Source organism: Ramlibacter monticola (genome assembly GCF_016722785.1).
GTDB lineage: Bacteria > Pseudomonadota > Gammaproteobacteria > Burkholderiales > Burkholderiaceae_C > Ramlibacter > Ramlibacter monticola.
The window spans coordinates 44,060-56,264 of the sequence record NZ_JAEQNE010000004.1 but is presented as its reverse complement, the minus strand read 5'-3'; the positions used below and the strand labels follow the sequence as shown (position 1 = coordinate 56,264).

10 protein-coding genes are annotated in these 12,205 nt (G+C 71.8%); all 10 read right to left on the bottom strand.

The genetic code is table 11. The annotated features are described in order from the left end of the window. Positions 1-49: 49 nt before the first annotated feature. The 10 genes from tssH to JJ685_RS29865 are packed head-to-tail and all read right to left on the bottom strand — an operon-like array spanning position 50 to position 12,186. Entirely contained in the window at positions 50-2,695 is a 2,646-nt protein-coding gene (gene tssH, locus JJ685_RS16930; protein ID WP_201675500.1) for a type VI secretion system ATPase TssH, read from the bottom strand. Continuing rightward, a complete protein-coding gene (tssG, locus tag JJ685_RS16925; protein WP_201675499.1) occupies positions 2,688-3,731 on the bottom strand; it encodes a type VI secretion system baseplate subunit TssG in 1,044 nt (347 codons plus the stop codon). Before tssG ends, tssH begins: the two co-directional genes overlap by 8 nt. Further along, entirely contained in the window at positions 3,728-5,629 is a 1,902-nt protein-coding gene (tssF, locus tag JJ685_RS16920; protein ID WP_201675498.1) for a type VI secretion system baseplate subunit TssF, read from the bottom strand. Before tssF ends, tssG begins: the two co-directional genes overlap by 4 nt. Before the next feature lie 9 nt (positions 5,630-5,638). After that, positions 5,639-6,163, bottom strand: a complete 525-nt coding sequence (gene tssE, locus JJ685_RS16915; protein WP_201675497.1) for a type VI secretion system baseplate subunit TssE — start codon at positions 6,161-6,163, stop codon at positions 5,639-5,641. A 7-nt stretch (positions 6,164-6,170) separates the two neighbouring features. After that, positions 6,171-6,686, bottom strand: a complete 516-nt coding sequence (locus JJ685_RS16910) for an Hcp family type VI secretion system effector (protein ID WP_201675496.1) — start codon at positions 6,684-6,686, stop codon at positions 6,171-6,173. 20 nt (positions 6,687-6,706) lie between these two features. Then, positions 6,707-7,180, bottom strand: coding sequence for an Hcp family type VI secretion system effector (locus JJ685_RS16905; protein WP_201675495.1), 474 nt, complete (start codon positions 7,178-7,180; stop codon positions 6,707-6,709). Positions 7,181-7,211: 31 nt separating this feature from the next. Then, positions 7,212-8,714 (bottom strand): type VI secretion system contractile sheath large subunit, encoded by a 1,503-nt coding sequence (gene tssC / locus JJ685_RS16900; RefSeq protein WP_201675494.1) that lies wholly within the window; start codon positions 8,712-8,714, stop codon positions 7,212-7,214. A gap of 15 nt (positions 8,715-8,729) precedes the next feature. Further along, positions 8,730-9,251 (bottom strand): type VI secretion system contractile sheath small subunit, encoded by a 522-nt coding sequence (tssB, locus tag JJ685_RS16895; protein WP_201675493.1) that lies wholly within the window; start codon positions 9,249-9,251, stop codon positions 8,730-8,732. A 24-nt stretch (positions 9,252-9,275) separates the two neighbouring features. Next, positions 9,276-10,283 carry a type VI secretion system protein TssA gene (tssA, locus tag JJ685_RS16890; protein ID WP_201675492.1) on the bottom strand — a complete coding sequence of 336 codons (1,008 nt, stop codon included), beginning with the start codon at positions 10,281-10,283 and terminating at the stop codon, positions 9,276-9,278. A gap of 46 nt (positions 10,284-10,329) precedes the next feature. Further along, on the bottom strand, positions 10,330-12,186 hold the full coding sequence (locus JJ685_RS29865) for an ATP-binding protein (RefSeq protein WP_201675491.1): 1,857 nt from the start codon (positions 12,184-12,186) through the stop codon (positions 10,330-10,332). Positions 12,187-12,205: the final 19 nt, after the last annotated feature.

Here is a 12,205-nt window from a genome sequence, read left to right as displayed (position 1 = left end):
TACGGCCGCGGCCTCGGGCCGCACAGGGCCGAAAGTCATCCTGGCCGCCTCAGTCGAAGGCATAGCGGAAATCGTCATCGGCCACGCCGAGGCGCACGCCCTTCAGCGCTTCCCCGCCGCTCAGGCGCTCCAGGTACTCGCGCGAGATCCGCGGCAGCACGGTGTTGGTGAGGATCGCATCGACCACGCGCCCGCCCGACTCCGCCTCGGTGCAGCGCGACACCACCAGCTGCACCACGTCCTCGCCGTACTTCAGCGGGATGCCGTGGTTGGCCGAGACCCGCCGCACGATGCGATCGAGTTGCAGCCGCACGATGCGCCCCATCATCTCGTCCGACAGCGGGTAGTACGGCACCACCACCAGCCGTCCGAGCAGGGCGGCCGGGAACACCGACAGCAGCGGCTCGCGCAGCGCACTGGCGATTCTCTCCGGCTCCGGCACCCGGCCCGGATCGCGGCACAGGCGCGTGATCGTCTCCGTGCCCACGTTGCTGGTGAGCAGGATGATGGTGTTCTTGAAGTCGATGCCGCGGCCTTCGCCGTCCTCCATCCAGCCCTTGTCGAAGACCTGGAAGAACAGCTCGTGGACGTCGGGGTGGGCCTTCTCCACCTCGTCGAGCAGCACCACGCTGTAGGGCCGGCGCCGCACCGCCTCGGTCAGCACCCCGCCCTCGCCGTAGCCGACGTAGCCGGGCGGCGCGCCCTTGAGCGTGGAGACGGTGTGCGCCTCCTGAAACTCGCTCATGTTGATCGTGATGAGGTTCTGCTCGCCGCCGTACAGCGACTCCGCCAGGGCCAGCGCGGTTTCCGTCTTGCCGACCCCGGAGGTGCCGCACAGCAGGAACACGCCGATCGGCTTGTTCGGGTTGTCCAGCCGCGCGCGCGAAGTCTGGATGCGCCGCGCGATCATCTCCAGCGCGTGCTTCTGCCCGATCACGCGCTCGTTGAGCGTGTCGGCCAGCCGCAGAACGGACTCGATCTCGTTCTTCACCATGCGGCCCACCGGGACGCCGGTCCAGTCCTGCACCACGCTGGCCACGGCCTGTTCGTCCACGGTGGGCAGGATCAGCGGCGCGTCGCCCTGCAGCGCATGCAGCTTCTCCTGCAGGCCGGCGAGTTCGGGCAGGAGGGCGTCGCGGTCGGGCGGCGTCTCGGGCTGGTCCTGGCGCAGCTGTGCGCGGATCGCCAGGATGCGGTCGACCACGGCTTTCTCTTCCTCGTGGCGCTGCTTCAGGACCGCGAGCCGGGTCTCCTCTTCGTCCATCCCGCGCGCCACCCGCTTGCGGCGCTCGCCAGCCTCGATGCCGATCGCTTCCTCTCGCGCGATGATGTCGCGCTCCACCTTCAGCGCCTCCAGCCGCCGCAGGCAGTCCTCCAGTTCGGGCGGCGTCGCGTGCTGGCTCACGGCCACGCGCGCGCAGGCTGTGTCCAGCAGGCTCACGGCCTTGTCCGGCAACTGGCGCGCCGGGATGTAGCGGTGCGACAGCCGCACTGCCGCCGTGATCGCCTCGTCCAGCAGGGCGACGCGGTGGTGCTGCTCCAGCACGGAGGCGACGCCGCGCAGCATCCCGACCGCCTTGTCCTCGCCCGGCTCGCCGACCTGCACCACCTGGAAGCGGCGGGTCAGCGCCGGGTCCTTCTCGATGTGCTTCTTGTACTCGGCCCAGGTGGTGGCGGCGATGGTGCGCAGCTTGCCGCGCGCCAGCGCCGGCTTCAGCAGGTTGGCCGCATCGCCGGTGCCGGCGGCGCCGCCCGCGCCCATCAGCGTGTGGGCCTCGTCGATGAACAGGATGATGGGCCTGGCGGAGGCCTGCACCTCGTCGATCACGGAGCGCAGGCGGTTCTCGAATTCGCCCTTCATGCTGGCGCCGGCCTGCAGCAGGCCGAGGTCCAGCACGTGCAGCGCAACGTCCTTCAGCTGCGGCGGCACGTCGCCCCGGGCGAGCCGCAGCGCGAAGCCTTCCACCACCGCCGTCTTCCCGACGCCCGCCTCGCCGGTGAGGATGGGATTGTTCTGGCGCCGCCGCATGAGGATGTCGACGATCTGGCGGATCTCCTCGTCGCGACCCGTCACCGGGTCGAGCTCGCCCTTGCGCGCGCGCTCGGTGAGGTCCACCGCATAGCGCTTGAGCGCCTCCTGCTTTCCCAGGGCGGCGGGGGCGATCGCCCCGCTCGCCTCGCCGGGCTCGCCGGCCGCCTCGCTGGCGCGCAGCCCCTGCTCGGGCGAGCCGGCCAGCACCTTGCCGAAGTTGTCGCTCAGGTCTTCCAGCTTGATGCGCTCGAACTGCCTGGAGATCGCCAGCAGCGCGGTGCGCAGCGAGGGCGTCTTCAGCAGCCCGATCACGAGATGGCCGGTGCGCACCTGCGTCTCGCCGTACAGCAGCGAAGCGTAGACCCAGGCGCGCTCGGTGGCGGTCTCCACCCAGGTGGAAAGGTCCGTGATCGAACTCGCGCCGCGCGGCAGCCGGTCCAGCGAGGCCATGAGATCGCTGGCCAGCACCGAGGCGTCCAGCCCGTACTGTCGCACGATGCGGTGCAGGTCCGAGTCCGGCGCGTTGAGGATCTGGTGCAGCCAGTGCTGCAGTTCCACGAAGGGATTGCCGCGCAGCTTGCAGAAGACCGTGGCGCCTTCGATGGCCTTGTAGGCGACGGGATCGAGCTTGCCGAACAGAGCGGTGCGCGGGATTTCAAGCATGGCGGCCTCCGGGGCGCAACAGGGACGAAGTGACGGGGCGCAGGCGCAGGTCGCCGCGGTCGCGGGCGCAGGGGCGGCGGCCGATCCAGGTCGTGACGCCGAGGCGCACGCCGCCGGCGAGCCGCGGCTCGGGGATCTGCGCGCCGGCCAGCGTGAGCTGCACGTCCCAGCGCAGGTCCAGCCCGGCGTAGTGCCGCACCCATTCGCAGAGCGCGGGCCAGGCCGTGCCGCCGGGCAGGAAGGCGTGGTACTGGGCCAGCGTGAGCGGGCCGAGCGCGACGCGGAACTTGTATTGCCGGTCGCGCAGCTTGCTGCCGCAACCCGCCGTCGCACCGAGCTGCGCGCTGCACGTTCCCAGCCGGGTGCGGTCGTCCTGCGCCATCGCGAGCCAGTGCGGCACGTGCGACTCGATCGCCACCGGCACGCCGAAGTGGCTGGCCAGCAGCCTGGTGAGCCCCTCGGCGTGGCGGCTGCGCGCGCCCAGCAGGCCGGCCTGGAACAGGCGCGCGCTGGCGGGCAGTGTGCGGACGGACTGCGCTTCCGCGGCCTCGCCGCAGCTGGCGCCCAGCCAGGCCGCGAAGCGATCGTCCTCGGGCCGGTCGTGCTGCGCCGTGGGCTGGGCCTGGGCCCAGGCGCGGTAGAACAGCAGCAGCAGGCGGTGGTGGAACAGGTCGAGGAAGCGCGCCGGCGTGGCGTCGCCCCGATAGCGCAGGCGTTCGCGCACGGACTCGGTGAAGTGCAGCGGCATGGGCCCCTGGGGGCCGAGCAGTCCGAAGAAGCGCACGCCCAGCCGGGGCGTGGCTCCGGGCGTGAAGGTGGCGAGGCCGGCCGGCGCGAAATCGAGCTCCGGTTCCTGCCCCAGCCGCAGCGCCTCCTGCGATGGCCGCAGCGCGCGCCCGAGCCGCGGCCAGTCCGGCCGCAGCGCCTCCACCTGGCGCAGCACCGCGAAGAAGTCGTGCTCGCGCGGCTTCTCCGCCAGCGCGGCGAAGAGCGCCGCCAGCGCCTGCTCGCGCCCTGCCGGCAGGTCCCGCTTCACAGCGCCTCCCGCAGGCCGCTGCGCGGCGGCCAGCGCATCACCTCGCCGCGCTGCGGCGTGCGCAGCGTAAGCTGGGTGAAGCTGTTGATCGCCGCGTGGCGGGCGAAGAAGCGCTCCAGCACGCTGGCCAGCAGGAAGGCACTGCTGCCCTGGAAGGCGAGCTCGTCGAGTTCCAGCGCGATCTCCACGCCGGAGCCGAAGCTCAGGGGCCCGCTCACCGGCAGGCGCCGCACCGCCGGCCGCGCCTGCAGTCCCTGCACGCCCTGCACCTGCCGCGACCAGGCGGTGTCCTCGGGCGGCGCGTAGAGCCCCAGCATCGTGCGCAGCGCCGCGGCGGCCTGCTGCGGTGTCTCGCCGACCAGGGAAAGGTGGTTCAAGGTGAGGTGGCTCACCAGCCGCCATCCGAGATCGCCGACCGGCCGCCGCGTGACGGGCCGGGTGGGACCGCGCAGCACGTCGACCCGCGCGACCGGACCGGGCGACTCCAGCCGCCACAGCGGCTGTGCGGGCGGCACTGCGCCGGCGCGCGGCAGCAGCGTCGGCAGGTCCCGGTTGGTCACCCAGGCCGAGACCGAGAGCTGCCGCACGTCCTGGCGGTAGGGTGCATGGGCCGGATCGACCAGCGCGAGCCAGACCTCCTCGCCGACATAGGCCGAACGCGGCCCCTGCTGCTTCTGCTTCGAGGACAGCAGGCGCGGCTCGCGCCGCACCGTGTAGTAGCCGCGCGTGCCACCCTCGCGCGTGGGCAGCGCATCGTGGTAGGTCGCATAGAGCGGCAGGAAGTCCTGCTGCGCCACCGCGCCGGTGCCGAAGCCGGTCACCGAGGCGATGCTGTGCACCTCGTAGTCCATGGGCCGTGTGCGGTCCGGCACCACGTGGTAATCCCAGGAGCCGGTGCCGAGCTGGATGCGGTCCAGGCGCTTGGGGAACAGGTTGATCGCCGGCGTGCAGAACAGGGCCAGGCTGCCGGCGTCGACCAGCGCCTCCAGCGCCGCCTCGCCGCGTTGCAGGAACAGCACCAGTTCGACCTCGCTGCCGGCCACCTTCGCCAGCCGCGGCGCGAGCTCGGCCAGCTCGAAGAACAGCAGGCGCTGCGGCAGCGCCGCGGCCTCCTGCAGCAGGCGGTAGCCGGAGAAGGCCCGCAGCGAGTCGGGCAGCAGCGCCTCGTCGGCGCCGAAGCCCAGGCTGCGCACGCTGGCCGCGCCGCGCCATTGCCCCGCGAGGTCCTCGCCCGGCGCGCCGGTGTGCACCAGCGTGCCGGCGGCCGCCCCCAGCACCAGCTCGTGCAGGCGGAAGGCGACGTCGTCCGGCGCGGCGATGTAGAAGGCCAGGCGATCGAGTCCCAGGTCGCGGAAGGCGAGCCCGCCGCCGCAGCGCAGGCGGATGCGCAGCCCGCCGCGCGTGCCCTGCGCCTGCGGCACGCGGGTCGGGGGCAGGTCCGTCGCGTGGCTGAAGTACTGGACACCGGCCAGCTCGATGGGCCACAGCGTCACGTCGTGCGCGCTGCGGAACTCGCAGTGCGTGTCCTGCCCGCGCGCGAGCTCCGACAGGATCGCGCTGCCGCGCGGCACGGCGTAGCCCTTCACCAGGTTCGGGTCCGCGGGATCGACGGCGAAGCGCGCCACCATCGTGGAGGGCACCGGCGCCAGGAAATTGGGATAGATCGCCTCCAGCAGGTGCGCGATCAGCCGCGGCTGCTCCGCTTCCAGCTTCAGCTGCACGCGCGCCGCGAGGAAAGCGAAGCCCTCCAGCAGGCGTTCCACGTACGGGTCGGCGACCTCCATGCCCTCCATGCCGAGGCGCGAGGCGATCTTGGGGAATTCCGCCGCGAACTCCGCGCCCTGCTCCCGCAGGTGCGCCAGTTCATCGCTGTAGAGGCGCAGCAGGCGCGGATCCATGGCCCTGCCTCAGCGCGCCCGCGAGGGCGCCACCCCGGCCGCGTCGCGCACCTCCACCTGCCCCGCCTCCAGGTCCAGTTGCGTGCGCAGCAGCACCTCCAGCGGCACCGGGTGCGACCACAGCTCGCCACGGATCTCGAACTCGATCACGTTGTGCGTGTCCAGCACGCTGCCGGCCTCCAGCGCCCGCACCTGCAGGGTGTCCGGCAGGATGCGCGGCTCGAAGCGCACGATGGCCTGCCGGATCAGCCCCTCCAGCACCGTCACGTCCAGCGAGGACGCCAGCCGCCCCGACAGCGGCGGCAGGCCGAACTGCAGCACGCTCTCGCCCACCAGCGGCCAGGCGTCGGCCTGCGCCCCCAGCGGCTGGACCGCGTTGAACAGCGCGGACAGGTCGCGCAGCACGGCCCCGCGCAGCTGCGCCTTGGACATCACGCGCCGGTCCTCGGCCTCCGCCCGCTCGCCCGGCTGGTCGTCGCACAGGCGATCGAGCAGGGAGGGTTGCAGGCGGTTGCGCGGGTCGACGGCAGTCATGGCGCGTTCACCTGGGCAGCACTTCGTCCGAGAACAGGCTGCTGGCACCCGCCTGGCCGGAGCCCTCCTGCCGGCGGTATTCGACGTCGACCCTGGTGAACGAGAACTGCACGCGCTCGACCGGCGTGCCCTCGTCGTCCACCTCCAGGTCGATCGCCGCCACCCGCGCGCCGCCCAGCACGATGGCGAAGTAGTCGACCTGGCCGTCGCCCGCCCTGCGCATCGCCAGCCGTGCCTCCTTCACCTCGTCGTTGGTGGCGAGCGCGCTCATGAGACTGGTGCTGGCGCTGTCGATGCGCTTGACGATGGCGAGGTGCTTGTAGGAGCGGCGGGCGGTCGCCTGGCCGGAGCCGATCGCGGAGCCCGCGGCAAGGCCCCAGTTCCAGGCGCTGACCACGATGTCGTCCACGTGCTCCGGGGAGGAGGCCTCGCCCTTGATCTTGCCGGCACGCTTGGTCTTCACGTGCAGGAAGATGTCGGCGGCGGGCGCCGCCGCGGACCCGGTGGGAAGACTCTCCTGCATGGCCGCCCTCCGCTCGCCGCTCAGCGCGTCTCGGTGGTGGCCACGTTCCAGCCGAACTTCACCTCGCCGCCCAGGGCGCCCTTGTCGTCCTGCGGCTTGTAGGCGAACTCCACGTCCTTGTAGCTGCAGCTCACGTCCTCCACCACCTCGCCGTCGGTGGCGCTGCCCGGGGCGATGCTGGTGATGAAGACTTCCTTCATGGCGACGGTCAGGTAGTCCTGCTGGCCCTCGCCGGCCTTGCGCACCGTCAGCTTCACGGTCGGGAAGTGCTTGCCCGCGACGCAGTGCTTGGCCAGCACGGGCGAGGCCTTGTCGTAGCGGTGCTTGAAGTGGAAGTCGCCCGGGATGGCCTTGCCCTTGCCCGAGCCGCCGCCGCTGCTGGCGCCGGTAGTCTGGCTGACGCCCCAGTTCCACGAGATCACCTCGATCTCCCCCTTGGGCTTGGACGACTCGCCGTCGATGCCGTCGAACTTGATGCTCACGTCGCTGCTCATGAAAACACTCCTGGTGGGTGGGGGAAAGCCTTCAGGCCGCCTTGGCCGACGGCAGCTTGGAAACGAGCCGCAGCGAGACGGTCAGCCCTTCGAGCTGGTAGTGCGGCCGCAGGTAGAACTTGGACGTGTAGTAGCCGGGATTGCCGGGCACCTCCTCCACCACCACTTCGGCGGCCGCGAGCGGCTTCTGCGCCTTGACGGTCTGCGAGGAGTTGGCCGGGTCGCCGTCGACGTAGTTCATGATCCACTTGTTGAGGAAGTTGGCCATGTCCTCGCGCTCGCGGAAGGAGCCGATCTTGTCGCGCACCATGCACTTCAGGTAGTGCGCGAAGCGGCAGCAGGCGAACAGGTAGGGCAGGCGCGCCGCCAGGTTGGCGTTGGCGGTGGCGTCGGGGTCGTCGTATTCCGTCGGCTTCTGCAGCGACTGCGCGCCGATGAAGGCGGCGAAGTCCGAGTTCTTGCGGTGCACCAGCGGCATGAAGCCGTTCTTGGCCAGTTCGGCCTCGCGCCGGTCGCTGATCGCGATCTCGGTCGGGCACTTCATCGCCACGCCGCCCTCGTCGGTGGGGAAGGTGTGGGTGGGCAGGCCCTCGACGGCCCCGCCCGACTCCACGCCCCGGATGCAGGAGCACCAGCCGTACATCTTGAAGGAGCGGTTGATGTTGACCGCCATGGCGTAGGCGGAGTTGGCCCACGCATAGGAGCCGTGCTCGCCGCCGGAAGTCTCCTCCTCGAAGTCGAATTCCTCCACCGGGTTGGTCTTGGCGCCGTAGGGCAGGCGCGCCAGGAAGCGCGGCATCGCGAGGCCGACGTAGCGCGCATCCTCCGACGCGCGCAGCGAGCGCCAGGCCGCGTATTCCGGCGTGGTGAAGATCTTGGTGAGGTCGCGCGGATTCGCCAGTTCCTGCCAGGACCCCATCTGCATCAGCGCGGGGCTGGCCGCGGCGACGAAGGGCGTGTGGGCCGAGGCCGCCACCTTGCTCATCTCGCCCAGCATCTCGACGTCGGGCGGGCTGTGGTCGAAGTAGTAGTCGCCCACCAGGCAGCCGAAGGGCTCGCCGCCGAACTGGCCGTATTCCTCCTCGTACACCTTCTTGAACAGCGGGCTCTGGTCCCAGGCCGTGCCCTTGTAGCGCTTCAGCGTCTTGCCCAGCTCCTGCTTGGTGATGTTCATGACGCGGATCTTCAGCATCTCGTCGGTCTCGGTGTTGTTCACGAGATAGTGCAGGCCGCGCCACGCGCTCTCCATCTGCTGGAAGTCGGCGTGGTGCAGGATCGCGTTGACCTGCTTCGAGATGCGCGTGTCGAGCTCGCCGATCATCGACTCGATCGACACCATCACGTCGCTGCTGATCAGGGTGGTGTTCACCAGCGCCTGCTGCGCCAGCGTGAGCACCGCCTGTTCGACGGCGCTCTTGGCGTCGTCGGACTTGGGCTTGAACTCGCGGTTCAGGAGCGCCGCGAACTCGCCGCCCTGGAACTCGATGCCCTGCAGGGCGGAGGCCTGCGCTTGCGATTCGGTGATTTCAGCCATGGTGCGTTCCTCCCGTCAGGCGTTGGGCGACTGGCCTGCGTCGGCGGCCGGCTTGCGCGCATCGGCCAGCGCCTTCAGCAGCGCCGGGTCGGCGATCACCCGGGAGATCAGGTCCTCGGCCCCGGTCTTGCCGTCCATGTAGGTGAGCAGGTTGGCCAGTTGCTGGCGCGCCTCCAGCAGTTGCCGCAGGCCCTCGACCTTGCTCGCCACCGCGGCCGGCGAGAAGTCGTCCATGCTCTCGAAGGTGACGTCGACCGCCAGGTTGCCTTCGCCCGTGAGCGTGTTCGGGATCGGGAAGGCCACGCGCGGCTTCATGGACTTCATGCGGGCGTCGAAGTTGTCGACGTCGATGTCGAGGAACTTGCGCTCGCCCACCGGCGGCAAGGGTTCGCTGGGCTTGCCCGAAAGGTCGGCCAGCACGCCCATCACGAAGGGCAGCTGCACCTTCTTCTCCGCCCCGTACGTCTCCACGTCGTACTCGATCTGCACGCGCGGTGCGCGGTTGCGGGCGATGAACTTCTGACTGCTGGTTGCCATGGGAGCTCCTTGCGGCGTTGCGTGTCAGGGACGCGGCGTGCCCGCGAGCTTCTCGATCTGGTCGAGGCCCTCGGGCAGCAGCTCGCGCACGATGTCGATGAAGTTGCGGTTCATGAGGCGCTGCGAGCGCCGGATCAGCAGCGGCGCCGGGTTGCTCGGCTCGTTGCGTTCGATCCATTCGCAGGCGCGCTCGAGCGCGCGGATCGCGTCCTCGCGCGAGGCGATCGCACCGATGCCGGCCTGCACCACGATCGTCGTCGGCGTGGCCACCACGGCCGGGACTTGCGCGCCCGCGGGAGCGTCCCCGGCCGCGCGCCGGCCGGCTTCGGCTGCGCACTGCAGCAGCCTCTTCAGCGGCGCGAAGTCGGGGGCCTGCGTGGACGCGAGGCGGCGGTCCAGGTTTTCGGACAACGCCTGGACCGCCGCGAGGCCCTCCGCCAGGATCTGCGCGAGCGCCGGTGTTTCGGCGATCGCCGCGGTGACGCCCTGCACCACCCCCTCCTCCGTGGGGACCGGTTCACCGGGATGCGGCTCCACGTGGGCCAGCGCCAGCTCGAGGTCGCGCACGGTGAGCGCGCCGCGCCGGCCCGTGAGGCTGGCCGAGCGCAGGTCGGCCAGACCGGCGGCCGGGTGCAGCAACGGCAGCAGCGCGTTGACGCGCGCCGTCGGGTCGTCGTTGTCGAGCGCGTCGAGCTGCGGGTGCAGCCCTTCCCAATGGCGCTCCAGCAGCCGCTGCGCCAGCTGCAGGCCGCGCACCGCGCCGGCCAGGCCGCTCAAATGCGCGCCGCTGCGCGCGAGCCAGACCGCCACCCGCAGGTCGCGCGTGCGCGCCGCGAGCTGCAGGGCCTGCTCGTGCACCACGGGCCAGTCGGGCTCCTGCGCGGGGATGACGGTGTCGCCGTACTGCTGCTCCGGCTTGCCGGCGCCGGCTTCCTGCATCGCCAGGAAGGCCGGGTCGTACTCGAGGTCCGGCCCGCAGGGCGCGTCGGGGCCCAGCGGTGACAGCAGCGACTCGAGTTCGGCATCGGACATGCGAACGACTCTAGGAGCGTCGCGCGCGCCGCACAGTGGCCGAAAGTCACTTCGTCATGGGAATATGCCCGCGCAGCGCGTTGAGCAGCTTGCGCGCCTGCACCGGCTTGAACAGCACGGGGTAGCCGCTGGCATTCGCGCGCCGCATTTCCTCGGGGGAGGTGTCGCCCGTGATCAGGATCGCCGGCACCGCGCTGGCGCAGGCGCGGCGCACGGCGGCGATCGCCTCGATGCCGTCCGGGCCCTGGCCCAGGTGCAGGTCCGACAGGATCAGGTCGGGCGGGTTCTCGATCCCGCGCACCAGCAGCGTGGCCTCGGCCGCCGTGGCGGCGGCCACCGCCTGGTAGCCCCATTCCTCCAGCAGCAGGCCCAGGCCTTCGCGGATCGGCGCCTCGTCCTCGACGATCAGCACCGTGCGCGGCTGCGAGGCGGGCTGCGGCATCGGCAGCGTATCGGCCGCGGGCGCGAGCCCCTGCAGTTCCGGCAGCGCGCCGAGGGGGATGCCGACGCGGAACATCGTCCCGCGCCCCGGCCGCGATGCGACGAAGAGGCGCAGACCGAGCAGGCGCGCCAGCCGCTTGACGATGGCCAGGCCCATGCCGAAGCCGCGTTCGCGCGCGCGGGCCCCGCGGCCCACCTGGTAGAACTCGTCGAAGATCCGCGGCAGTTCCGCCGGCGGGATGCCGACGCCGGTGTCCCACACCTCCACGTTCACGTAGGCGCGCGTGGTGCGCGCGACGACCACCACGCCGCCGTGCTCCGTGTACTTGACCGCGTTCTGGATCAGGTTGCCCAGCAGGCGCTCCAGCAACTGCGGGTCGCTGGTGACCGACTTGCCGCCCGGCGAGAAGCGCAGGCCGAGGCCGCGCTGTTCCGCCTGCCCCGCGAAGTGCATGTGCAGGCGCCGGAACAGGTCGCGCAGGGGGAACTGCTGCAGGTTGGGCTCGATGGTGCCGGCGTCCAGCCGCGAGATGTCCAGCATCACGTTGAAGGAGCGGTCCAGCCCGTCGATGGCGCGCACGAGGTTGTGCACCAGCGGTTCGTCCGCGCTGCCTTGCAGGCGCCGTTCCAGCGTGCCGGCGAACAAACCCAGCGCGTGCATCGGCTGCCGCAGGTCGTGGCTGGCGATCGCGAGGAAGCGGCTCTTCTCCTCGTCGGCGCGCACCGCGGCGTCGCGCTGCGCCTCCAGTTCCCGCGCGCGGTCCTCGCGCTCCAGCGTCCCGCGCGCGGCGCGCAGCCACTGCTGCCGGCGCATCCAGCCGAGGATGGCCACGCCGAGCGCGAGCAGCCCCGCGATGAGCGCGAGCCCCTGGGAGCCGCCCGGACGCAGCGCTTCCGCGCCGGCGGCCGACAGCGGCAGGGCCGCGGCGACGGCGAGCGGAATGCGCAGCGACGCCAGCGCGCTCACGCCCGTGAGGGCGACCGTGAGCAGGCCTGCCACCAGCAGCACGCGCTCCGGCGGCGGCGCCAGCGGCCCCGGCAGCCACGGTGCGAGGGCCGGCACCAGCAGCGAGACCACGGCCAGGCCCTGCAGCACGGCCGGCGAACGCCACGCGCCGCCCGGTCCCAGCCAGCGCGCCGGCGGCGCCAGCGCCGCGGCCCAGGCGAACCAGCAGGCCAGCGCCAGGGCGAACCAGGCGCCGCGCCAGCGGGACGCGTCCAGCACCAGCAGCAAGATCACCAGCGCGATCGCGAGGCCGACGAAGAGGAAGGGCGCCGCCGAGCGCGCCGCGCGCAGCGCCTCCTCGCGCAGGCGCGCGTCCACGCAGCGCCCGCCGGCGCGCGCCGGTGGCGGCACCTGGCTGCCCGGCCCGGAGACCACGACGTAGCCGGTCCGCCCCGCGGGCCGCAGGGCAACGGGGGGACGCACCGTCCCCGGGGCCGCTTCGAGGGCGAGGGCCACGGCCAGTCCCGCGGATCCC